Annotated in this window: 18 protein-coding genes; 12 read left to right on the top strand and 6 right to left on the bottom strand. The window is 63.8% G+C overall.

All coding sequences use genetic code 11. From position 1 onward, the window contains the following. The first annotated feature begins 28 nt into the window (after positions 1–28). Positions 29–1,489: a phospholipase D-like domain-containing protein gene (locus tag NLY33_RS24040; RefSeq protein ID WP_023705755.1), complete on the top strand. Its 1,461-nt coding sequence runs from the start codon at positions 29–31 to the stop codon at positions 1,487–1,489. Between the two features lie 26 nt (positions 1,490–1,515). Then, positions 1,516–2,316, top strand: coding sequence for an endonuclease/exonuclease/phosphatase family protein (locus NLY33_RS24045; protein ID WP_023671569.1), 801 nt, complete (start codon positions 1,516–1,518; stop codon positions 2,314–2,316). A 1-nt stretch (position 2,317) separates the two neighbouring features. Here the strand turns inward: NLY33_RS24045 and NLY33_RS24050 are convergent, their stop codons facing one another. From NLY33_RS24050 to NLY33_RS24070, 5 genes are all read right to left on the bottom strand, one after another. Next, positions 2,318–4,285 (bottom strand): glycoside hydrolase family 127 protein, encoded by a 1,968-nt coding sequence (locus NLY33_RS24050; RefSeq protein ID WP_023705754.1) that lies wholly within the window; start codon positions 4,283–4,285, stop codon positions 2,318–2,320. 38 nt (positions 4,286–4,323) lie between these two features. Next, on the bottom strand, positions 4,324–5,181 hold the full coding sequence (locus NLY33_RS24055) for a carbohydrate ABC transporter permease (RefSeq protein ID WP_023705753.1): 858 nt from the start codon (positions 5,179–5,181) through the stop codon (positions 4,324–4,326). Beyond that, the gene (locus NLY33_RS24060; protein ID WP_023705752.1) at positions 5,181–6,101 is read right to left on the bottom strand and encodes a carbohydrate ABC transporter permease; all 921 of its coding nucleotides are present in this window, start codon (positions 6,099–6,101) and stop codon (positions 5,181–5,183) included. Before NLY33_RS24060 ends, NLY33_RS24055 begins: the two co-directional genes overlap by 1 nt. Positions 6,102–6,429: 328 nt before the next feature. Next, positions 6,430–7,668 (bottom strand): ABC transporter substrate-binding protein, encoded by a 1,239-nt coding sequence (locus NLY33_RS24065; protein ID WP_023689585.1) that lies wholly within the window; start codon positions 7,666–7,668, stop codon positions 6,430–6,432. Between the two features lie 63 nt (positions 7,669–7,731). Further along, positions 7,732–8,790, bottom strand: coding sequence for a LacI family DNA-binding transcriptional regulator (locus NLY33_RS24070; protein ID WP_023705751.1), 1,059 nt, complete (start codon positions 8,788–8,790; stop codon positions 7,732–7,734). A gap of 411 nt (positions 8,791–9,201) precedes the next feature. On the opposite strand from NLY33_RS24070, the gene NLY33_RS24075 reads away from it, so the two are divergent. Further along, positions 9,202–11,127, top strand: a complete 1,926-nt coding sequence (locus tag NLY33_RS24075) for an adenylate/guanylate cyclase domain-containing protein (protein WP_023705750.1) — start codon at positions 9,202–9,204, stop codon at positions 11,125–11,127. A 232-nt stretch (positions 11,128–11,359) separates the two neighbouring features. Here the strand turns inward: NLY33_RS24075 and NLY33_RS24080 are convergent, their stop codons facing one another. After that, positions 11,360–12,238, bottom strand: coding sequence for a LysR family transcriptional regulator (locus tag NLY33_RS24080; RefSeq protein WP_032891683.1), 879 nt, complete (start codon positions 12,236–12,238; stop codon positions 11,360–11,362). Between the two features lie 162 nt (positions 12,239–12,400). Here NLY33_RS24080 and NLY33_RS24085 point away from each other — a divergent pair, with 162 nt between their 5' ends. The 9 genes from NLY33_RS24085 to NLY33_RS24125 all read left to right on the top strand — a co-directional run bounded on the left by NLY33_RS24085 (position 12,401) and on the right by NLY33_RS24125 (position 22,732). Beyond that, a complete protein-coding gene (locus tag NLY33_RS24085) occupies positions 12,401–13,591 on the top strand; it encodes an MFS transporter (protein ID WP_031196742.1) in 1,191 nt (396 codons plus the stop codon). Beyond that, positions 13,588–14,058, top strand: coding sequence for a cyclophilin-like fold protein (locus NLY33_RS24090; protein WP_023705748.1), 471 nt, complete (start codon positions 13,588–13,590; stop codon positions 14,056–14,058). Before NLY33_RS24085 ends, NLY33_RS24090 begins: the two co-directional genes overlap by 4 nt. A 19-nt stretch (positions 14,059–14,077) precedes the next feature. Then, the gene (locus NLY33_RS24095; protein WP_023705747.1) at positions 14,078–14,473 is read left to right on the top strand and encodes a (R)-mandelonitrile lyase; all 396 of its coding nucleotides are present in this window, start codon (positions 14,078–14,080) and stop codon (positions 14,471–14,473) included. A gap of 25 nt (positions 14,474–14,498) precedes the next feature. Next, entirely contained in the window at positions 14,499–15,515 is a 1,017-nt protein-coding gene (locus NLY33_RS24100; protein WP_023705746.1) for a zinc-dependent alcohol dehydrogenase family protein, read from the top strand. A gap of 55 nt (positions 15,516–15,570) precedes the next feature. Beyond that, positions 15,571–16,005, top strand: coding sequence for a lipocalin-like domain-containing protein (locus tag NLY33_RS24105; protein ID WP_023705745.1), 435 nt, complete (start codon positions 15,571–15,573; stop codon positions 16,003–16,005). Between the two features lie 29 nt (positions 16,006–16,034). Continuing rightward, positions 16,035–17,216, top strand: a complete 1,182-nt coding sequence (locus NLY33_RS24110) for an arabinose transporter (protein WP_031196740.1) — start codon at positions 16,035–16,037, stop codon at positions 17,214–17,216. A gap of 304 nt (positions 17,217–17,520) precedes the next feature. Further along, the gene (locus tag NLY33_RS24115; protein WP_023705743.1) at positions 17,521–21,609 is read left to right on the top strand and encodes a Pls/PosA family non-ribosomal peptide synthetase; all 4,089 of its coding nucleotides are present in this window, start codon (positions 17,521–17,523) and stop codon (positions 21,607–21,609) included. Beyond that, entirely contained in the window at positions 21,609–22,067 is a 459-nt protein-coding gene (locus NLY33_RS24120; protein WP_023708510.1) for a GNAT family N-acetyltransferase, read from the top strand. Before NLY33_RS24115 ends, NLY33_RS24120 begins: the two co-directional genes overlap by 1 nt. Further along, positions 22,064–22,732 carry a 4'-phosphopantetheinyl transferase family protein gene (locus tag NLY33_RS24125; RefSeq protein ID WP_023697684.1) on the top strand — a complete coding sequence of 223 codons (669 nt, stop codon included), beginning with the start codon at positions 22,064–22,066 and terminating at the stop codon, positions 22,730–22,732. The genes NLY33_RS24120 and NLY33_RS24125 overlap by 4 nt, the downstream gene beginning before the upstream one ends. The last annotated feature ends 80 nt before the right edge of the window (positions 22,733–22,812 follow it).

Below are 22,812 nucleotides of genomic sequence, written 5' to 3' on the forward strand. Positions count from 1 at the left end.
TGCGGCCGCTGGCTCGATAGTCCTGCCGATGTGGCAGACCTTTGTGACCTACTGGCCTCTGATCCTTGTGATCATTCCGATGCTGATGGCCGCCATCGGCATCGTCCACGCAATCATGACCAAGGAAGACGTGCGCGCCGCCACCGGCTGGGTCGGCGTGATGATCTTGTCGCCGTTCCTTGGCGCGATCATCTATGCCATTGCCGGCATCAACCGCATCCGCCGCGCCACGATCAGCGCCATGCGGCCCGTCGCCGGTGAAGCCGAGACAGCCAAACACGACCACGACATTGCGCTCGAAGCACTCATTTCAGCCGAATTCGGCCAGCGCTTTGCCGGCCTGAAGACGCTAGGCGACAGGGTGGCGCGGCGCGCACTGACGTCGGCAAACGCGATCACGATCCTCAGGACCGGCGACGAAGCTTACGCAGCAATGTGCCGGGCGATAGACAGTGCACAGCGCAGCATTCTGCTCGAGACCTACATCTTCGACAATGACGAGATCGGACGACGTTTTGTCGGATCGCTGGCCGGAGCGGTCCGGCGCGGTGTGACGGTTCGCGTGCTGATCGATGCGGTGGGCGTGCGCTATTCCGTGCCCAGCATTCTTGGGACACTCCGGGAAGCCGGCGTCACCGTCGATCTGTTCAACGGCAACATCGTCATGGGCCTGAGACTTCCCTATGCGAATTTGAGGACGCACAGGAAAATCCTGATCGTCGACGGCGCGGTGGCATTCACCGGAGGCATGAACATCCGCAAGGGGTTCTCGGCTGAATTCGCTGGCACTGCCAGCTCGGCGGATACGCATTTCCAGGTCACGGGGCCGGTCGTGGCCGACCTGTTCGCGGTTGCCGCCGAGGACTGGCGTTTTGCCGGCAACGAGGCGCTCAAGGACGAGGTCTGGCACGTGGCAAAGCCCTCGCCGCCTCCCGGTCAGCCGATCCTGGTGCGGGCGGTGGCGTCGGGGCCGGATGCCAGCATCGAAACCAACCACAAGCTGCTGATGGGCGCATTTTCCGTCGCCCGCAAATCGATCCGCATCATGTCGCCCTATTTCCTGCCGGACCGGGAATTTGTCAGCGCGCTGGTCACGGCTGCCCGGCGCGGCGTCGAGATCGACATCGTCGTGCCCGCGGTCAACAATCTCTTCCTGGTCGGCCGCGCCATGACGGCGCAATACGACCAGGTGCTGAAGCACTATTGCCGCGTCTGGCGCCATGAAGGGTCGTTCGACCATTCGAAGCTGTTGTCGGTCGATGGCGTGTGGGCCTATGTCGGCTCCTCCAACCTCGACGCCCGGTCGCTGCGGCTGAATTTCGAAATCGACCTGGAGGTGCTGGATACCGGCTTTGCCGCCGAGATCGAGGGGCGCATCGGAGCGGCAATCGCTTCCGCCAAACCCGTCACACTCGCAACCCTAAGAGCGCGGCCATTTGTCATCCGGGTTTTTGACCGGTTGTTATGGCTGGGATCGCCCTATCTTTAGAATCAGGACAGATTGAACGCAGGCCTATGGATATAAACGGACGCAGCCTTCCTGAAACCGTGCTCCTGTCGATCCGCGGCAGGAAAGCGCGCAAGGCGAACGCGACGCCGCGCAAGCACATTGAAGGGGCCCAGATGGTGGTCGCCTCCTACAACGTCCACAAATGCATCGGCACCGACCGCAGGTTCGACCCCGAACGGACCGCCCGCGTCATCCGCGAGATCGGCCCCGACGTCATCGCGCTGCAGGAAGCCGACAACCGATTCGGCGACCGCGCCGGGCTGCTCGATCTTGCCCGGATCGAACACGAAACCGGGCTGGTGCCGGTGCCGGTTTCCGGAAGCGGCAAGGGCCATGGCTGGCGTGGCAACGTGCTTTTGTTCAAGCGCGGCACGGTGCGCGACGTCCATCAGATCAAGCTTCCGGGACTGGAGCCCCGCGGCGCGCTGGTTGCCGAGATCGACCTCGACGAAACGCGCACTCTGCGCGTCATCGCCGCGCATCTCGGCCTGTTGCGCCGCTCGCGCTCGGAGCAGGCCCGCGTCGTGCTCGACATCATGAGCAACCAGGATGAAAGGCCGACCTTGCTGCTCGGCGACCTCAACGAATGGCGGCTGGGCAACCGCTCGGCGCTCAAGACGCTGCACGCCACCTTTGGTTTCACGCCGGCGGCGGTGCCGACTTTCCCCTCAGGCCTGCCGGTACTGGCGCTCGACCGGATCATGGCCAACCGGCACGGCATGGTCTCGTCGGTGGAAGCTCATGATACGCCGCTGTCGCGGGTTGCGTCGGATCATTTGCCGCTGACGGCGTTTGTCAGCCTGTAACTCATCCGTCCCGCAGCCAGACCAGCATCTCACCGGGTTCACGGTTGTCCCAGGCAAAGTACGGGACGGCGGTGATTTTCGTTTCGCTCACCGCCGGCGGATCGGTGCGATAGAGCCCGGTTTCCCAGTTTTCCTGAGCTTCCTTGCTGGCAAGTGCCGAAAGCGTGACGATGCCGCCGAGCAGGTTCGGCTCGGCATGCGCCTCGATTTTTGCCGTTCGCGGCAGAGCGATCCGATGCAACTGGCCGGCATTGTCGGTCTCCTCGACGCAATAGATCAGCGGACCGCGCGCAAGTGCGACGCGGCCGATGTCCTGACGCACCTCCGGATTGGCGAACAGACGGGCGATCGACATTTCGAGATCGAGTTCGACCCGGTCGCCCTGGCGCCACTCGCGCCGGATCGCGGCATAGCCGTCGCTGGTGATGCCGTCCAGATCGACCGCGGCGCCGTTGATCTTGAGCGCCGCCTTGCCGCACCAGGACGGGACGCGCAGGTGCAAGGTGAATTCCGCCGGAGCGTCGGCTTCGATCCGGATCGAGACCGCGCCATCCCAGGGATAATTGCTGGTCTGAATCAGACTGACCGCCCGGTTCGATATGTCGAAGCGCGCGGTGCTGTCGCCGTAGAGATGAACGGCCAGCGCGTCGTCCGACAGGCTGTAGAAATAGCTGCCGATGGAGGCGACCATGCGGCCGATATTGGGCGGGCAACAGGGGCAGCGATGCCATTTCCAGCGATTGTGCCTGCCCCGGCTCTCCAACGGGTTCTCGTAGAAGAACAGCGAGCCGTCGAGCGACAGGCCGGAGATCGAGCCGTTGTAGAGTGCCCGCTCCATCATGTCGGCGTAGCGGGCGTTGGGACCCATGCCGAGCATGCGGCTGGCCCAGAACACGAGGCCGACCGAGGCGCAGGTCTCGGCATAGGCGGTTTCGTTGGGCAGATCGTAGTCGCTGGTAAAGCCCTCATTGTGCGCCGATGGCCCGAGGCCGCCGGTGATATAGAGGTTTTTGGTGGTGAGATCGTTCCAGAGCCGGTCGAGCGCTACCCTGAGCGTATCGTCGCCATATTCGGTGGCGATGTCGGCCATGCCGGAATAGAGGTACATCGCCCTGACCGCATGGCCGACGACCTTGTCCTGCTCGCGCACCGGCTTGTGCGACTGGTTGTACTCATAAGTCTTGAAATGATAGGCCTTCGGGTCGGCGCCGCGCGCACGCGCCTCCTCGTCGAAATAATGCGGCTGCTGCCCGCGCTGGTCGATGAAATACCTGGCCAGGTCCATGTATTTCTGCTCGCCGGTCGCCCGCGCCAGCTTGACCAGCGCCAGCTCGATCTCCTCATGGCCGCAATAGCCCTTCTTCTTGCCCGGCTCCGGACCGAAGGTGTCGGCGATATGGTCGACGTAGCGGCACATGATATCCAGCAGCTTGCGCTTGCCGGTGGCCTGGTAGTAGGCGACCGCGCCTTCGATCAGATGGCCGGCGCAATAGAGCTCGTGGCAATCGCGCAGATTGGTCCAGCGCTTGCCGGGCTGGATGCGCTGGTACCAGCTGGAGAGATAACCGTCTTCCTGCTGCAGTCTGCCGTAGAGGTCGATGACGGCATCGATCTTCGTCTCGAGTGCCGCATTCTTGCGCCGGTAGAGCGAATAGGCCGCGGTCTCGATGGTCTTGCCCCAATCGGAGTCCCAGAACATCTGCGTCGTCACCGTCGAGCCGGTGAAGCCGGGGCTGGCCGCCTCGTCGGGCGACGGCGAATGGAACGGAATGACGACGCCCGGCGAGGGCCGGTCCGGGTCGATCTGCTCCAGCATGCGCGCCTCGACGCAGCGCTCGTAGAGGATGTCGGCGGTGCGCGACGCCACGGCATCGACACGGTCGCCCCAGAAGCCGCGGACATCGACCTGCGGCACCGGCAGTGGGCGGAAGGCGAGTTTGCCGGGCTTGGCGGATGGTTGAACGGTCATCGTGTCACTCCGTTGGATATTGGTCATTTCACGGCGGGTCATTTCACCGCGCCGGCCATCAGGCCGCGGATGTAGAAGCGCTGCAGCAACAGGAAGAGCACCAGGCACGGCACCATCATCACGGTGACGCCCGCCTGCACCGCGCCCCAGTCGATGGCGCCGAAGCGGCCCGACTGAAGTGCGGTCATCATGATCGGCAGCGTGAATTTGGACTGGTCGGTCATCAGCACGAGTGCGGCCAGGAATTCGTTCCAGGCGCCGAGGAAGGCGAACAGCGCGATGGTGACGATGCCCGGCCAGACCAGCGGCAGCATCACCTTCAACAGCATGGTGACGTTGTTGGCGCCATCCATGCGCGCGGCCTCCTCGATCTCGCGCGGCACCGCGTCGAAGGCGTTGCGCATCATGAAGATCGAGAACGGCAGTTGCAGCGTGACGTAGACCAGGACCAGCCCGGTCAGCGTGTTGTGCAGGCCGACCTTGGTCAGCACCAGGAAGATCGGCGTCAGGATCGACTGGAACGGGATCATGATCGTCGACAGGATGACGATGAAGAGCACATCCTTCATCGGAAAGCGGAAGCGCGAAAAGCCGTAGCCGGCGAGCACGCTGACGATCACCGACAGGATCACCGTCATCGAGGCGACATAGAGGCTGTTTTGCGCCGGCAGCCAGAGGCCGTCGCCAAAGGTGTCGAGCGTGCGGTAGTTCTCGACCGAGAAGCCGGTCGTCGGCCATGGCGGCAGCGGCGGCTGGCGCGCCTCCTGGGCCGGCTTGAAGGTCGACAGCACGGCCCAGACGATCGGCGCGATGAACAGCACTGAGGCGATCATGCCGGTCGAATGCTCGGCGATCCTGAGCCAGAGGCGGCTGCTGCGGCTTCTTGCCTGCGCCATCAGTCGATGCCCTCCGGCTTGCGCAGCAGCCAGAGCTGAACCAGGCTGAGCGCCACCAGTATGGCCAGCAGGATCATCGACAGCGCCGCACCATAGCCGAGCTTGAACGAGACGAAGGACTGGTTGAAAATCCAGTACACGGCGGTCAGCGTCTGGTTGCGCGGGCCGCCGCGCAGGATGATGTAGAACTGGTCGAAGGCGAGGATCGAGCCGGCGATCGACAGGATCAGCGCCAGCGCCAGCGTGCGGCGCATCAGCGGCAGGGTGATGGCGCGAAAGCGCGCGAACGGCCCTGCCCCGTCGATCATCGCCGCTTCCTGCAGATCGGTCGGGATCGACTGCAGGCCGGTCATCAGGATGATCATGGTGAAGCCCGCCACCTTCCACACGACCATGGCGATGATCGACCAGAAGGCCGGCTGGAACGTCGCCAACAGGTTGAACTTTTTCGCGGTCAGGCCGAAATCGTAGGCGGCCGGGCTGAACAGGCCGGAATCGACATTGAGCAGCCACGACCACAGCAGGCTGGCCGAGGCGAAGCCGACGACCGCCGGCATGAAGAAGGATGTCCGGTAAAAGCCGGTCAGCCGCCTGGGCTTTTCGATGAACAGCGCCAGCGGAAAGGCGACGGCGAAGATCACGATGGTGACGATCACGGTGTAGTAGGCGGTGAAGCTCAGCGCGTTCCAAAAACGGTTATCGCGCAGGATCGCCCGGTAATTGTCGAAGCCGATATAAAAATGCTCGCCCATCAGCGGCCAGTTGTGCAGCGACATCCACGCGGTCATGCCGAGCGGGATGATGAAGAAGACGACGACCAGTGCCACTGCCGGCGCGACATAGAGCAGGCCGATCCACTGCCGGCGGCCGGCGCCGACGAGTTTTCTGGCGCGTGGCGGGGTGGTGGTGATGGCGGTCATTTACCCTCCCCCTTGTGGGGAGGGTCGCTGCGCAGCAGCGGGGTGGGGGTGCGGCGCCGGCCCCCCACCCGAACCTGCGGTCCGACCTCCCCACAAGGGAGAGGTAGGGCGTCGGTGCGATGATTGAGAATGCCAGGGGTCATGCTGCTCTTCCGTTGGATCTCGTAGGGCGGTGGGACACACCTCCCCACCCCGCTGCTGCGCAGCGACCCTCCCCACAAGTGGGAGGGTAAGGAGCGCCGGCCGCCCGTCCAGGGAGACGGATCGGGCGGCCGGATCAGGACCTGCGACGGCAGGGGCGTCATGCGCCCTCGCCGCCGGCCAGTCCTTATTTCTGCGCCTGGTCGATGATCGACTGCATGGTCTCCTGCGCATTGGCGATGGCGCCATCGACGTCGTCGCCGAAGACGACCTCGTTGATCATCTGCGTCCACGGACCGTTGGCCGAGTTGATCAGGTCGTTGAACACCACGGAATAGGGCGTGCGGCCCTTGGCCATGGCTTCGGCGGCGATCTGGTAGCGCGGATCGAGATCTTTCAGCGCCTCCTTGGCGATGTCGCCGCGCACCGGCAGGCTGCCGTATTTGGCCAGGATGGTCTGGCCTTCGAGCGAATAGGCGAAGTCGAGAAACTCCTTCACCACAGCGAGCTTCTTGGTGCCCTTGGTGACGACGAAATTGTCGCCGCCGGCAAACGAAGACCAGCCGCTGTCCTTGCCCGGCAGGAAGGTGACGCCATAGTCGATATCCGGATACTGCGTGTTGAGCGCGCCGATGGCGAAGGCGCCGGACGGCGAAATGCCGATATTGCCGGTGGCGAAGGCGGCAAAGAAGTTGGCGCCGGTGTCGGTCTGCGCGCCGGCCGGCACCAGATCCTTCTTGACCATCGAGCGGTAGAGGTCGATGGCGCCGCGCAGCTGCGGGCTGTCCAGCGTCGCCTTCGAGCCGTCCTCGGAGAGGATGTCGCCGCCCGAGGCCCAGATCAGCGGCGTGAAGGTGAAGATGTTGCAGCCGCCGCAATTGCCGGAGAAGTAGAAGCCCTTGATGTCGCCGCCGAGCGCGTTGACCTTTTCGGCATCGGCCTCGATCTCGGCCCAGTTGGCCGGCCCCTTGTCGGGATCGAGCCCCGCCTGCTTGAACAGCTTCTTGTTCCAGATCAGCACCGAGGCGTCGGCCGAGAACGGCAGCCCGTAAATGTGGTCCTTGTAGGTGCCGGTCTTGACATGCGCCGGCGACAGGCTGGCGAAATAGGGCAGCGATTTCGCCCAGTCGGTGATGTCTTCGAGCTGGCCGGCGGCGGCAAAGGACGGCGTGTAGATCAGGTCGAGCGACAGCGCGTCGGGCGCCGTGCCGCCGGCGGCGGCGGCGCCATATTTCGGGATGATCTCGGCATTGGGAATGATGTCCAGCTTGACCTGGTTCTCATGGCCCTTGTTGAAGGCATCGACGATGCGCGGCATGAAGTTCGAGCCGTCGGCGCGAACCCAGATGTTGGCGGTGTCGGCGGCCATTGCAGGCAAGGCAATGATGCTCGCGGCGAGCGCGAACCCGGTAATCACGGTTTTCATGGTTTTCCTCCTCATGGTTCTGTTCTCCTCCCTGTTGCGGCGCAGATCGCGCCGCGCGTTCTCCTAGCCGCCCAATGGACGGCCGCATGACTGACGCACCACCAGCCGGCACGGCAGTTTTCGAATGCCCGGCGCGGCGGGTTGGCCGCCGACGAGCGAAAGCAGTGTGAGGCCGGCCTCGCGGCCGAGCGCTGCCAGGTTCATGTCGACCGAGGTCAGCGGCGGGCGGGTCGCCTCGGCCACGATCTCCCAATTGTCGAAGCCGATGACGCCGACATCGCCAGGCACGCCTAAGCCGCGCTCGCGCAGCGCATCGATCACGCCGCGCGCGATCTGGTCGTTGCCGCAGAACACGGCGTCGGGTTTCTCCCCCTTGTTGTTGAAGAGCGTTGGGCCGTCGAACAGCTTTCCGACGGCTTCATGCCCCCAGGCTTCCGACCACGAGCCGAGCAAGGGCTCGGTCACCGGCAGGCCGTGCGCGGCCAGCACATCGCGAAAAGCCTGTGCCCGCTCATTCACCACGGCAAAACTTTCGGGACCGCTGACATGGGCGATGCGCCGCCGCCCGAGGCGGCAAAAATGCTCGACCGCCAGCCGCGCGCCGCCGGCATCGTCGGAGACGAAGGCGATGGCATCGGGATCGGGCTGGCTGAAGGCGTAGATGACGGGCACGCCGAGATTGGCGAGGTCGACCGGCAAATGGCGGTCGATGCGCTTGCCGCTGGCGATTATGCCGTCGATGCGCTTGTCCAGCATCGCCTCGACATGCAGCTGCGCCAGCCGCGGATCGTCCTCGACATTGCACATGAACACCGACACGCCGGCATCGACCAGCGCGTCCGAAATGCCCGACATGACCGGCAGCGAAAAGCGGCCATAGGTATCGTTGGTCAACAGGCCGACGGTAAAGGAGCGGCGCCGCAGCAGGCTCTGCGCCAGGCTGTTGGGACGAAAGCCCAGCCGCTGCGCCGTCTCGCGAATGCGCTGCCGCGTCTCGGCCGTCATCCGCCCCTGCCCGTTCAGCGCCTTCGACGCGGTGGCCACACTGACGCCAGCCATCGCCGCCACTTCACGCAGGGTGATGGGTTGTTTGGCGGGTGCTGGCGACGTGTCGGAGGGCATTGGTCGGGAATAAGTCTCGGATTGGGAAAAGGTTTTCTCTTACGGCTCGTTACCTGTCGAGGTGGACATCGGCGGTTGCGGCGGGGTTTGGGAAAAGGTTTTCTCAGAGGGAGATTAGGATGAGAATTTGGGTATGGCAAGTGGGTGTGGGGAGTGGAGACGCGCGATCGACGAGGTTCTTCTTCATGACCGCGTCGCGCAGAAGGGTGATTGTTGAGCAGATATTCTGATGTCGCCTTTTGGGGCCGGAAGCGGACTTGCGGCTTGGAGGCTTGGAATGTGAGAAGCGGACGTTCAGGCGCCGCCATGCATCGACGCCCTCTGACCCATCTCGGAAGTCGGCCGGATAGACTCCAGGCCAGATGACCAATACAATCCCAGATGCCGGGTTTCTGAAAGTATTCAACCCACATGGCCGAGATTCGAGCCCAACGCCGCCTTGCCGCGATTCTAGCTGCTGATGTCGTTGGCTTTTCGCGCCTCATGGAGCACGACGAGGCTGGCACACTGGCCGCTCTCAAAGCGCGGCGGCGCGATGTTCTGGTTCCATTGGTTGCCCGGTACCACGGCCGCGTGGTCAAGGTGATGGGCGACGGTGTGCTGGTGGAATTTGGCAGTGCGGTTGATGCCGTCCAATGCGCCGTCGAACTGCAGAAGGGTTTTACCGGGGCCAACGAGAGCGTGGCCGAGCCCTACCGCATCGTCCTGCGTATCGGCATCAATCTGGGCGACGTCATCGTAGAGGGCAGCGATCTCTATGGCGACGGTGTCAACGTGGCAGCCCGGCTGGAGGGTCTGGCTGAGCCCGGGGGCATCTACGTCTCCGCCACCGTGCACGATCATGTCACCGGTAAGCTGACATTGGCGTTCGACGATCTCGGCGAGCACGCGCTCAAGAATATCGCAAAGCCGGTGCAGGTTTACCGCGCCGGAACAGGCGGGACCGGCAAACACGCGGTGCAACCGGTGCATCAACTCCCGGATAAACCATCGATCGCGGTTCTGCCCTTTGTCAACATGAGCGGCGATCCTGAGCAGGAGTACTTTTCCGACGGCATCACCGAGGACATTATCACCGACCTTTCGAAGGTGTCCGGGCTCTCCGTGGTCGCGCGTAATACCGTCTTTACCTTCAAGGGCAAGGCGGTATTGATCGAGGAAGTGGCGAAGAAGCTGAATGTTGCCTACGTCCTGGAGGGAAGTGTACGCAAGGCTGGAGGACGGGTGCGCATCACGGCTCAGCTAATCAATGGTCTTGGCGGTGACCATACCTGGGCCGAGCGATATGACCGGACGCTGGACGATATCTTCAAACTGCAGGACGAGATTTCCAAGACCATAGTCGATGTCCTCAAAGTGAAGCTGTTGCCCGAAGAACTGGAGACTATTACAAACCGCTCGACCGACAACCCAGAGGCTTACGAGACGCTGTTGATGGGCAGGTCGTTCCTCAACAGGGGAGTCGAGACGAAGTTTATCAAAACAGCGCAGCGACTGTTTGCTAGAGCTGTTGAAGTTGACCCAAATTATGCGCGCGCTTATGCCGCTTTGGCTGATTGTGAGTGGCTTCTGTTAACTTGCAACGATCCCGACGCCAGCTTCGAGGCAGTCCTTTCCAACAGCTCACGGGCGCTGGAACTTGAGCCAGGTCTCGCCGACGCCCATGCATCACGTGGCGGGGCCTTGTTCGTAAATGGCCGGTATGCCGAGGCGGAAGTCGAGTTCGAGCGAGCTTTAGAATTAGACGCTAGCTCTTCCGATACCTATTTCGCTTACGGCCGGAATTGTTTCATTCAAGGTCAATACGAGAAAGCTGCCGGTCTGTACCAGCGTGCTGTATCGTTGTCACCCGATGACTATCGGGTCTGGACCAATCTAGGGATGGTCAATGTTTCACTCGGCCGCAGCGACGACGCCAAGGAAGCAGCAAGGCAAGGTGTGCTGCGAGTGGAAAAGGAAGTCAAAGCGCATCCCGACAATGCCACCGCGCTATGTTACGGTGCCGCAATGCTGGCAGAAATTGGCGAGATTGAACGCGCGCTGTCGTGGGCCTCTCGTGGGGAAATGTTCGCCGGAGACAACATTCCGGTTCAGTACAACTTAGGCTGTTTTTATGCGAAGCTGGGCAAGACGGAGCAGGCTATCGATTGCCTTGAACGTCAGCTAACTGCATCACATGCTTACCTCGTTTTGCGCGTGCCTTGGATGCGTCAAGATAGCGACCTCGACTCGCTCCGCGCTCATCCCCGTTATATCGCGCTTGTCAATCGGATGGTGGCCCAAATAACCGCGACTGGGGCTCGAATATCAGCAGGCCACGAGGGAGTGAAGCATTGACCCTGAATATGATGCCCAGAAAATGAGTTGGTTGAGGGCAGGTCCGTTCCAGGCGCAACTACGCCCTCAAGCGCGGTCGCCGGTAATGTCCGCTGTCAGGTGGTGGCACAAGTCAACTTTAACGGCCGACATGGGGCGCAAAGCAGCCTTCCGCAGCGTCGAAGTCAAAGAACTTGGGGGCAGAACCTGCCATTCACCACGCTCAGCTTCATGATCCAAACAGTCCCTGCGGTCAAATGCGATGGCGGAGCGCGTCGATGATCACCGCCATTGCAGGGGAGAGCTGCCGCCTGCTTGGATAGTAGAGGTGATAGCCGGCAAATGGCGGGCTCCAGTCGTCAAGCACGAGCCTGAGGCGTCCCTCGGCGATGTGGTGGCTGACGAGGTTTTCCGGGACATAGGCGATGCCAAAACCGCTTGTCGCAGCCTCGATCATGGGAATGGACGAATTGAAGGTGAGTTGGCCTTCCACCCGCACACGAAGGTCGCGGCCATCCCTGGCGAATTCCCAGGCATACAATCCACCGAACGTCGCCTGCCGCATATTGATGCAGTCGTGATCGACCAGGTCCTGGGGCGCGGTCGGAACCGGATGGCGGGAAAAGTAGTCCGGCGAAGCCACGGCCACGAGCCTCCAATCCGGCCCGATGCGCACTGCGATCATGTCCCGGTCGATGCTCTCGCCAAGCCGCACGCCTGCATCGAAGCGCTCCTCCACAATGTTCTTCATGCCGTTGTCGCTGTAGAGCTCGACCCGCACGTCTGGATTGTCGTTGAGCAAGGGCTGGAGCTTCGGCCAGACGGTCGTCTGGAGCGCATGGTCGGACAGGGTGATGCGGACCGTTCCGGAGGGCTTGTCGCGAAAGGCCACCAGGCTTGCGAGGTCGGATTCGATTTCCTCGAAGCGGGGAACAAGAGATTGGAATAGTCGCTCGCCGGCCTCGGTCGGAGAGACGCTCCGCGTCGTACGCGTCAGCAGGCGGACGCCAAGGCGAGCTTCAAGCTCCTTGATTGTCGAACTCAGGGTCGACTGCGAGGTTCCGAGCTTTGCCGCCGCCCTGGTGAAGCTGCGCTCCCGGGCGACCGCCACGAACCAGAGCAGATCCTTCATGCCATCGCGCTGCACAGGGCACCTCCCGTCGGACATTCATATCATGAGCAGATAAGTCCATGCGGATTGCTTAGTCTACTTAAATGGGTTCCCCTGCAATATCTTCCAGCAGCGACGGGAATTTGCGGCTGATCCGTCCGGCGCTTTGCCAGGATGCCAATCATGGAAACCACATACGACACAAGGCTTGTTGAAAACCGCGCCGCATGGGGCGCGGTGTTGTCGATGGCGCTGTGTGTTTTCGTGCTCATCGCATCGGAATTCATGCCCGTCAGCCTGCTGTCGCCGCTAGCGGCCGATCTCGGCATCACCGAGGGCCGGGCGGGACAGGCGATCTCGATTTCGGGCGCTTTCGCCGTCGTGACCAGCCTGCTGGTCGCCGGCCTCACGCGCCACATCGACCGCCGACTGGTCGTGACCGGCTTCACCCTCCTCCTCATCGTGTCCGGTCTGGCTGTCACCTTCGCGCCGAACTACGCGTTGCTCATGGTCGGCCGGGCGCTGCTCGGCATCGCGATCGGTGGCTTCTGGTCGATGTCGACCGCGATCGTCATGCGCCTCGTGCCGCAAGACATGGTTCCGAAGGGTCTCGCCATGCTGAACGCCGGCAATGCCATTGCGGCCACCATCGCCGCGCCGCTGGGCAGTTTTCTTGGCGCCTCTGTCGGCTGGCGCGGCGCTTTCTTCCTCGTCGTGCCGTTTGGCCTCCTGGCGCTGGCCTGGCAGTGGACAAGCCTGCCGGCGCTGCCGCCGCGCCGCAGGAATCGTGCCGGCAATCCGCTGGCGCTGCTCGGCCGTCTTCCCGTCGCCACCGGCATGGCGTCGATCATGATGCTGTTCATGGGCCAGTTCGCGCTCTTCACCTATCTGCGGCCCTTCCTCGAGAACGTCACCCGGCTCGACATCGCCGCCCTCTCGGCGGTCCTGCTGGCGATGGGGCTGGCCGGGGTGCTCGGCACATGGTGCGTCGGCCGGCTTCTGCGCACGCGTCTGTTCAGCATCCTCACCGTCATCCCGCTGGTCATGGCTGCGCTGGCCGCCGCGCTCATCGCGCTCGGTGCACTCCCGGGTCCCACAGCGCTGCTGCTCGTTGCCTGGGGCTTCTTCGGCATGGCCGCGCCGGTTGGTTGGGGCACGTGGCTCAGCCGAACATTGCCGAACGACGCGGAGGCCGGCGGCGGGTTGCAGGTAGCCGTGATCCAGCTCGCCATCACCGGCGGCGCCGCGATCGGCGGCACGCTGTTCGATACGGCCGGCTGGTGGGCACCGTTCACTCTGGGCGCGCTGCTGCTCTGCGGATCGGCGCTCGCCGCCCTCGCCGCAGCGCATATGGCCCGGAGGTCTTTGCCATGACGATCGAACGTGCGCCGCTCAGCCGCCGGACATTGCTCGGCGTCGCGCTCGCGGTGGCGGCCCTGCCTCGCACAGCCGCCAGCCAGGAAAGCCAATCTCCCGTCAGCCAGGAGCCCACCGAAATGAAGATCAGGATGGTTTTCAACGGCCGCATCATGACCGCCACGCTCTACGACAATCCCTCGGCGCGCGACTTCTTCTCCATGCTGCCGCTCGAGCTCGAGATCGATGACTACGCCCATAACGAGAAGATCGCCTATCTGACACGCAAGCTGACCGAGGAGGGAAGCGGCCCGTTCGCCGACGAGCAGCCCTATGACCTGTGCTATTTCATGCCCTGGGGCAACCTGGCCATGTTCTACGCCGACTACCGCCATCCCGGGCTGATCAGGCTTGGCCGCTTCGACGAGGGCGAGCAGGCCCTGCACATTCGGGGCAAATTCCCGCTTCGCATCGAACGCATTTGAGGACGCAAAGGAGATCACCATGGACATTCTTCGCGCCGGCACCAGGCCTTCCGGCAAGGGACCATCTGACTGGTTCACCGGAACGGTGCGGATCGATCCGCTCTTCAATCCCTTCGACGCCGAGCGGGTTCAAGGCGCACAGGTGACCTTCGAGCCCGGCGCCCGCACCGCCTGGCACACGCATCCGCTCGGCCAGACGCTGATCGTCGTCTCCGGCCTGGGCCGCGTGCAGCGCGAAGGTGGCCCGGTCGAGGAAATCCATCCGGGCGATGTCGTCTGGTTCGCGCCCGGCGAAAAGCACTGGCACGGCGCGTCGCCTCAGACCGCCATGACCCACATCGCCCTCCAGGAGGTCAAGGACGGCAAGGTCGTGGACTGGCTGGAACATGTCAGCGACGCCGACTACGGCACCTGATCTTCTCCCCTCGAAAGGAACCAACATGCTTGCAACCGTTCTTCACAAACCGGGCGACATACGCTGCGAGGAAATCGCCGATCCGAAAATCATGCGGCCGACGGACGCCATCATCAAGCTGTCGGCAAGCTGCATCTGCGGCTCGGACCTGTGGCCCTATCGCGGGCTGCAGCCGGTCGCCGGGCCGATGCATATGGGCCACGAATATTGCGGCATCGTCGTCGAGGTCGGCGCAGAGGTGCGCACGGTCCGCCCCGGCCAGTTCGTCGTCGGGTCGTTCTGCCTCTCGGACAACACCTGCCCGCATTGCCGCTTCGGCTTCCAGTCGTCTTGTGTGCAGCGCGAGTTCATGTCGGGCGCGCAGGCGCCTTACGCCCGCGTACCGCTGGCCGATGGCACACTGGTCGCCACCGCCGAGGTGCCGCCGGCCGAACTCATCCCTGACCTGCTGGCTGTGTCCGATGTGCTCGGCACCGGCTGGTATGCGGCCGACGCAGCCGAGGTCCGCGAAGGATCGACGGTGGTCGTGGTCGGCGATGGTGCGGTCGGCCTGATGGGCGTGCTTGCGGCCAAGGAGATGGGCGCCGAGCGCATCATCGCCATGAGCCGGCACGCCAGCCGCCAAAAGCTCGCCCGTGAGTTCGGCGCCACCGAAATCGTCGCTGAGCGCGGCGAGGAAGGCGTGGCCCTCATCAAGGAACTCACCAAGGGCGTCGGCGCGGACTCCGTGCTGGAATGCGTCGGCACGGGAGAATCCTTCGACCAGGCGCTGGCCTGCTCCCGCCCCGGCGGCACCATCGGCTATGTCGGCGTGCCGCATGGCGTGAACTTCGACGGCCAAAAACTATTCTTCGGCCAGAAACGAATGCTGGGCGGCCCGGCGCCGGTGCGCCGTTTCCTGCCCGACCTGATGGACCGTGTGCTGCAAGGTCGGATCAAGCCCGGCAAGGTCTTCGACCTCAAGCTGCCGCTGGCCGAGGTCGCTGAAGGCTACCGCGCCATGGACGAGCGTCGCGCCATCAAGGTCATGCTTTCGGTGTGAGCAAAGATCGGGCGGACGGCCTGTGCGCACCCACAACTCAGAAAAGGGACAACATATGACGATGAGATTGAAGATTGCCGCCCTTGCGCTTGCGCTTTCGGTCGCCACGCCGGCTTTCTCGCAAGAATCCGCGATCATCGGCGCATGGCGCATGATTTCGCTCGAGGCCGGCGCCGAGGGAAACCTGAAGCCCGTGCCATATTCCGGCCAGGTCATCTTCACCGGGGCCGGCACCCTCTCTGTGCAGGCGCAGAACCCCGACGCCAAGGCGCCGGACACGCCTTACACGGCGAATGGCTACGAAGCCTATTACGGGCCGGTCGCCATCAACGACCAGGACAAGACCTTCGTCATCACCATCGAGTCCTCCCTGGTCCGCGACCTCGTCGGCAAGAGCATGAAACGCAAATTCGAGGTCTCGGACAACAAACTGGTCCTCACGCCTGACAACCCGGCCGAAGGCTGGCGCGTGACCTACGAACGCTACTGATCCGAACAGTTGGGCTGCCGATGGCCAAAATGGCGCGGATTCCAGACCGAGATGGCGTCATGGCGGAGCTGGTGCCGATCATGGCGGCCGTCTTCGCCGGCTTCCTGCTGATCGGCCTGGCGCTACCCGTCCTGCCGCTGCATCTTCACCAGCAGCTCGGCTTCGGCCCCTTCGCAGTCGGGCTAGTGACGGGCAGCCAGTTCGTCGCCTCGATGCTGTCGCGCATCGGGGCTGGCAACTATGCCGATGGGCGCGGCGGCAAGCGCGCCGTCGTCGTCGGCCTCGTTGCCGCTGCCCTTGCCGGGCTATTTTACCTCGGCTCGCTGGCATTGCTCGACCGGCCGGTAGCGTCCGCATCGGCGCTGTTCGCCGGACGGGCGGTGCTGGGCGCGTCCGAGAGCTTCATCATCACCGGCGGCGTCGCCTGGGGCCTCTCCGTTGCGGGCGGACAGAACTCCGGAAAAGTCATAGCATGGGTGGGCACGGCGATGTTTGCGGCGCTCGCGCTGGGGGCGCCGGTCGGATCTGCGCTTTATGCGGCGAGCGGTTTCACCGCGATCGCGCTCGCGACGATCCTCCTGCCGCTGGCGACGCTGCTTGCCATCCTGCCGATGCGCGGCACCGGCGCCGCCGCGGGCAGCGTGCCGCAGTCATGGAGGAGCGTGGCGAAAGCGGTCTGGCTTCCTGGCGTCGGAGCTGCTTTCAGCAGCCTCGGCTATGGTGCTATTCTGGGCTTCGGCGCCCTGCTCTTCGCCGAGCGGGGCTGGCAGCCGGTATGGCTTCCGTTCACGGCCTATGCCGCGTCGCTGATCGTGGCAAGGCTGTGCTTCGGCCACCTGCCCGACAGGCTTGGGGGCGCACGCGTCGCTGTGATCTTCGTTGTGGTCGAGGCGGCAGGGCTGATGCTGATCTGGCTTGCGACCGGGCCTGTTGTCGCCGCGATCGGAGCGGGCCTGACTGGCCTCGGCTACTCGCTGGTCTATCCCGGCCTCGGCGCCGAGGCCGTAAGCCGTCTTCCGTCGCGCAGCCGCGGCCTGGCCATGGGACTCTACACCGTCTTCCTCGACGTGGCGCTCGGCTTCGGCAGTCCGGCGCTCGGCCTGGTCGCTGCGTCGACCGGGCTGCAATTCGTCTTCTTCGCCGTCGCGGCGGCGACGCTTCCGGCGTTGGGCATCGCTCTGCTGCTGGGTCGCCGTAGCGCTCCATTATAGACAGCTCGCCGGCGCCGTCCGCATGAGGTTCGCTCATAGTCTCTTTCCGGGTCGCCACCAACGCTGAAGCCCTCCCCCGCAAGGTGCAGCGAGCGGCCGGCCAAGCTCCCCGCCCAGACACACTCCAGAAACAAAATTCAACAGTTCGGAAAAACCGGCGAAAAGATCGGGTGGCATAAGCTTCCCGGTCGGGATTCCGGGCACTTCCTTTTTGGAAGCCCTCCACCAACAAAATCGCAGCGGCGGCACAAGCCTGTTCCGGCGGCGGCATGAACAGCCGGGCAATGCCCCAGGACGAGAGAGTATGGACATGGACTACGATATCGCCGGGCTGGACAGCGACGCGGCAACACCGATCGGCGGCCTGCCAGGCATCGATGCGCTGGCACGGATCGCTCGCGGCCCGGCAAGGAACGGCCAGGTCCTGACGGGCGCCGACTTTGCCCGGCAGCCGGGTAAGCGGCTCGATGCGGTCTTCGAGCAGCTCGCCGTCACCTTCGCCGCGTTGCCGGCGGTGATCTCCGACGGGCGCGTCTGGACGTATCAGGAGCTGAACAGCCGTGCCAACCAGTGCGCCCGCATGCTGATCAAGCACGGCGTGCGGCCGGGCCACCGGGTCGGGCTCATTCTCGACCGGTCGGCGGAGACCTATGTGGCGTTGCTGGCGGTGATGAAGGCGGGGGCTGCCTTCGTGCCGCTGGCCACCGCGTTTCCGCAGGAGCGGATGGCGCTGATCATCGAAGACGCCGGCGTCAGCATGATCGTCACCATCGCCGCCTATGCGTCGCGCGCCGGTCAACTGCCCGTTCCCCATGTACTGATCGACAGCGCCGCCGCCGACATCTCCACACAGTCGCCCGCGCCGCTGAAGCCGCAGGCGGCCGACGACATTTGCTACATCCTCTATACCTCGGGCACCACTGGCAAGCCCAAGGGCGTGGTCATCACGCACCAGAGCTTCGTCAATTTCATACACGTCGCGGCCGCCTCCTACGGCTACCGGCCGGGCGACCGGGTGTATCAGGGCATGACCATTGCCTTCGACTTTTCCTCCGAAGAGATCTGGGTGCCGTTCGTCGCCGGCGCGACGGTGGTGCCGGCACCTGGCCAGATGCCGCTGGTGGGCGAGGAACTGGCGGATTTCCTGCGCCTCCATGACATCACCTGCATGGCCTGCAGCCCGACATTGTTGTCATCGATGACATCGGACGTTCCCAGCCTGCGCACGCTTTTGGTGGGCGGCGAGGCCTGCCCGCACAATCTGGTGGTGCGCTGGTCGAAGCCGGGCCGGCAGATCCTCAACACCTACGGGCCGACCGAGGCGACCGTCACCGCAACGATGGGGGCGCTGACGCCGGACCGTCCCGTCACAATCGGCGCGCCGTTGCCGACTTACTCGATCGTCATTCTCGACGCTTCGCTGCCGCAACTTGCCGAGCCCGGTGAACTGGGCGAGATCGGCATTGCCGGCATCGGGCTCGCCGTCGGTTATCTGAACCGGCCGGACCTGACCGACCAGAAATTCATCGCCGATTTCGTCGGCCTGCCGAACAACCCGTCGCAGCGCATCTACCGCACCGGCGATCTTGGCCGGATCAACGATAGCGGCGAGATCGAGTATGCCGGGCGCATCGACACGCAGGTGAAGATTCGCGGATATCGCATCGAACTCGGCGAGATCGAGGCGGTGCTGCTCGACCAGCCCGAGATCGCCCAGGCCGCCGTCACCACCTGGGAGATCGAACCCGGCCGCGTCGAACTGGTTGCCTATTACGCGCTTAAAACCGGCGTAGCGGCGATTTCCCGAGGGGATCTCGCCCAGACGATGAAGCGGCGGCTGCCGGACTATATGGTGCCCGCCTATCTGGAGGAGCTGCCCGCCATCCCGATGACCGTCTCCAACAAGGTAGACCTGCGCCAACTGCCGAAGCCGACGAGCGTCCGGCTTTCGGCCGATCGCACAATGGTGCCGCCCGGCAATGAGGACGAGCGATTCCTGGCGGAAGCGCTGGCCACGGTGCTGAAATTCGACGCGGTGTCGGTCGAGGATCACTTCTTCGACGATCTCGGCGCCAACTCCTTGCTGATGGCGCATTTCTGCGCGCGCGTGCGCACCAGGAAGGAATGGGCGACGACGTCGATGCGCGACATCTATCTCTATCCCACAGTGGCGCGCCTGGCGCTGCATCTAGGGGTAGCGGAGGAGATGACGACGGCAACCAACGAGCCGGTCCTCACCCGCCGGGCCTCGAATTTCGCCTACTGGACCTGCGGCGCGGCGCAGCTTTCGTTCTACGGCCTCTACAGCTACGTGGCGCTCTGGGCGATCAATGACGGCCTCAACTGGATGTATGACGCGCTCGACGATCCGCTGCAGCTCTATATCCGGTGCGTGGCGCTCTCGGCCGCCGTGTTCTTCGGCATGTCGGGCTTTGCCGTCCTTGCGAAATGGGTGCTCATCGGCCGGTGGAAGGCCGAGGCGTTTCCGATCTGGGGCGTGCGCTACTTCCGCTTCTGGGTGGTCAAGACATTGATCCGCACCGCGCCCGTCGTGCTGTTCCGCGGCAGCCCGCTCTACAGCCTCTATCTGCAGCTGCTCGGCACCAAGCTCGGGAAAAACGCCGTCATCGAATCGAAATCCGTGCCCGTCTGCACGGATCTTATTTCCATCGGCGCCAACACCATCCTGCGCAAGGAATCGATGATCCTCGGCTTCAGGGCCCAGTCCGGTTATATCCACACCGGGCCGCTGACCATCGGCCGCGATGCCTTCGTCGGCGTCGGCTCCACGCTCGATATCGACACCAGGATCGGCAACGGCGCCCAGCTCGGCCATTCGTCCTCGCTGCATCGCGGGCAAAGCATCCCGGACGGCGAGCACTGGCATGGATCGCCGGCAGTGCCGACCACGGCGGACTATTGCAAGGTGCGCAATGTCAATCCTTACCAGGTCCGGCGCTTCCTCTATGAAGCGCTGCAGCTGATCGGCCTGTTTGGCCTCGTCACCCCGCTGCCGCTCCTGTTCCACAGCTACTGGGAATATGTCGGCGACGACTATCAGGAGACGATCGGCCTTGTCGCAATCGGCACCACGGTCACGCTTTTCGGCTATATCGCGGCGGCTTTCCTGGCAGCGACGCTGGTGCCGCGCCTGACCAGCCTCATCTTGAAGCCGGGCCGCACCTACACGCTTTACGGTTTCCGCTACTGGCTGCAGACCGTCGCCGAATTCGCCAGCAATTCCCGCGTGCTCGGGCTCCTGGCCGGCGACAGCTCGGCCATCGTGCACTACATGCGCGCCATCGGCTGGAACCTCAACAGAGTGGTGCAGACCGGCTCCAATTTCGGCTCCAACCAGCAGCACGAAAATCCGCTTCTGTGCGAGATCGGCACCGAGACCATGGTCTCGGACGGGCTGTTCATGATCAACATGCACAAGTCCGCCTCGGCCTTCAGGCTCGAGCCGACGCGCATCGGCGAACGCAACTATCTCGGCAACAACATCTATTATCCCCCGGACGGCCGCACCGGCGACAACGTGCTGCTCGGCACCAAGGTGATGATCCCCATCGATGGGCCGGTGCGCGAGAATGTCGGCCTTCTCGGTTCGCCTGCGTTTGAAATCCCGCGCATGGTGAACCGCGACAAGGAGCTTATCGCCGGCGTCGACGAGGCCGACCGGCGCCGGCGCATCCCGCACAAGAACCGCCACAACCTGGTGACCATTCTTCTGTTCCTGGCAACGCAATGGGTCATGCTGTTCGTCACGCTGGCGATCTGGGACCGGGCGCTGAACTACTATACGGAATGGGCGGAGGTCGCCCTGTTCGCCGCCGTGCTTTTGACCTCGGCGATCACCATTCCGTTCTACATTCTGGTCGAGCGGGCAAGCCTTGGCTTTGGCCGGTTAAAGCCGCAGATGACGACGATCTACGACGTCACCTTCTGGCGCCACGAACGCCACTGGAAGCTGGCGGATTCGCCGATCGTGCGCCTGTTCGCCGGCACGCCGTTCCGGCCGATGATCCTGCGCCTGCTCGGCGTCAAGGTCGGCAGGCGGGTCTATGATGGCGGCAGCAACCTGACCGAGCGTTCGCTGGTCGAGATCGGCGACGACGTCACGCTAAACGAAGGCTGCGTCATCCAGGCCCATTCGCTGGAAGAAGGTGCGTTCAAGTCCGATTTCATCCGTATCGGCAAGGGCTGCACGCTCGGACCGTCCGCCTTTGTCCACTACGGCGTGGTGATGGGTGAAGGGTCGATGGTCGATGCGGACTCCTTCGTGATGAAGGGCGAAGAGCTGGAGCCCAACTCGATCTGGCGGGGCAACCCGGCCAAGCTGCATCGCTTCGTCACGCCGGTGCCGGAGGATAGCGTCAAGGCAACGGCTTGATGAGCGCAGACATCCGCCTCGTTTCGGTGACCGGGGCCAACCGGGCCCTGGTCGCGGCTCTGGAACTGGCTGCGGATCAGATGGATTTCGTCGCCAGCAATGCGGAGTCGCTGGACGAAGCCGAAAGCGACGGGGACGCTCGGCCGCGCGTCGTCATGGCAGGGGATCGCGTCGTCGGTTTCCTGATGTACGAGGCGCCGCAGGACGACGACGAGGCGCGGATCTACCGCTTCATGATCGATCGCGTCCATCAGGGCCAAGGCTACGGCAAGGCCGCTTTGCGCGAAGTGCTGGATGAAATCATGCGGCTCGGCCACATCAGCCACGTTTCGATCTGCTACGAACCTGGGAATGAAGCGGCACGCCGCCTCTATCGCGCTGCCGGTTTCGTCGAAGAAGGGCCCGACGAGGACGGGGAAATGATCGCCGACCTCGCTCTGCGGCGCGAACAGCCATGACGCGCCGGCTCGATGCCGGTGCCAGCCTGTCGGCGCAGTTGCTGGCGGCGATGGCCGCCATGGCACCGGCCGGCGTTCGGATCGGATGCCGCACGATCCGCGAAGGCGATGAGAACCATTTGCTGCCGCAGGAAGCACGCTCCATCCCGTCACGCCTGCCGCTGATGCGGCGGGCGAGTGGCGCGGCGCGGTGGATCGCGCACGAGCTGCTGGCGGATATGGGCTTGAACGACGTCGCTATCCTCCGCGGCTCCTCCGGCGCACCGGTATGGCCTCATGGAGTAACGGGGTCGCTGGCTCACGACGACGAGATAGCCGTGGCGGCCGTCGCGCCGCTCTCCCACGTCGCCTCGCTCGGCATCGATATCGAGCCCGCTTTGCCCCTGCCCGACGACATCTTCGCGCTGGTTGCAGTCCCCGCTGACCGGATCGACGCAACCGACTTGTGTCTTGCCGGTCGCATCCTTTTTGCCGCCAAGGAAGCTGTCTACAAGGCCGCCTACCCGCTTGATGGCGAAGTGCTGGGCTATGAGGACATCACCGTCGATCTCGACGCAAGCGACGCTGTGACGAAGACGGGCCGCAGAGCGAGACTGGTTTACTGCGTTGCTCCGTGTGTGGTCGTTCTGGCGTTTGTCGATGGTGTCCGAAGCGCCCCCCTTTAAGCGCGATGGGCCAGCGCCCGACAGCAACGCCTGCTCAACAAAGCGCTTTTTTTTCGCAGAGCGGTCGCAAAAGGCTCACA

Source organism: Mesorhizobium sp. C432A, assembly GCF_030323145.1.
Classification (GTDB): domain Bacteria; phylum Pseudomonadota; class Alphaproteobacteria; order Rhizobiales; family Rhizobiaceae; genus Mesorhizobium.

Coding starts and splice junctions, on each gene's coding strand:
- NLY33_RS24040 (WP_023705755.1), top strand. CDS start 29: ATGTGGCAGACCTTTGTGACCTACTGGCCTCTGATCCTTGTGATCATT.
- NLY33_RS24045 (WP_023671569.1), top strand. CDS start 1,516: ATGGATATAAACGGACGCAGCCTTCCTGAAACCGTGCTCCTGTCGATC.
- NLY33_RS24050 (WP_023705754.1), bottom strand. CDS start 4,285: ATGACCGTTCAACCATCCGCCAAGCCCGGCAAACTCGCCTTCCGCCCA.
- NLY33_RS24055 (WP_023705753.1), bottom strand. CDS start 5,181: ATGGCGCAGGCAAGAAGCCGCAGCAGCCGCCTCTGGCTCAGGATCGCC.
- NLY33_RS24060 (WP_023705752.1), bottom strand. CDS start 6,101: ATGACCGCCATCACCACCACCCCGCCACGCGCCAGAAAACTCGTCGGC.
- NLY33_RS24065 (WP_023689585.1), bottom strand. CDS start 7,668: ATGAAAACCGTGATTACCGGGTTCGCGCTCGCCGCGAGCATCATTGCC.
- NLY33_RS24070 (WP_023705751.1), bottom strand. CDS start 8,790: ATGCCCTCCGACACGTCGCCAGCACCCGCCAAACAACCCATCACCCTG.
- NLY33_RS24075 (WP_023705750.1), top strand. CDS start 9,202: ATGGCCGAGATTCGAGCCCAACGCCGCCTTGCCGCGATTCTAGCTGCT.
- NLY33_RS24080 (WP_032891683.1), bottom strand. CDS start 12,238: ATGAAGGATCTGCTCTGGTTCGTGGCGGTCGCCCGGGAGCGCAGCTTC.
- NLY33_RS24085 (WP_031196742.1), top strand. CDS start 12,401: ATGGAAACCACATACGACACAAGGCTTGTTGAAAACCGCGCCGCATGG.
- NLY33_RS24090 (WP_023705748.1), top strand. CDS start 13,588: ATGACGATCGAACGTGCGCCGCTCAGCCGCCGGACATTGCTCGGCGTC.
- NLY33_RS24095 (WP_023705747.1), top strand. CDS start 14,078: ATGGACATTCTTCGCGCCGGCACCAGGCCTTCCGGCAAGGGACCATCT.
- NLY33_RS24100 (WP_023705746.1), top strand. CDS start 14,499: ATGCTTGCAACCGTTCTTCACAAACCGGGCGACATACGCTGCGAGGAA.
- NLY33_RS24105 (WP_023705745.1), top strand. CDS start 15,571: ATGACGATGAGATTGAAGATTGCCGCCCTTGCGCTTGCGCTTTCGGTC.
- NLY33_RS24110 (WP_031196740.1), top strand. CDS start 16,035: ATGGCGCGGATTCCAGACCGAGATGGCGTCATGGCGGAGCTGGTGCCG.
- NLY33_RS24115 (WP_023705743.1), top strand. CDS start 17,521: ATGGACATGGACTACGATATCGCCGGGCTGGACAGCGACGCGGCAACA.
- NLY33_RS24120 (WP_023708510.1), top strand. CDS start 21,609: ATGAGCGCAGACATCCGCCTCGTTTCGGTGACCGGGGCCAACCGGGCC.
- NLY33_RS24125 (WP_023697684.1), top strand. CDS start 22,064: ATGACGCGCCGGCTCGATGCCGGTGCCAGCCTGTCGGCGCAGTTGCTG.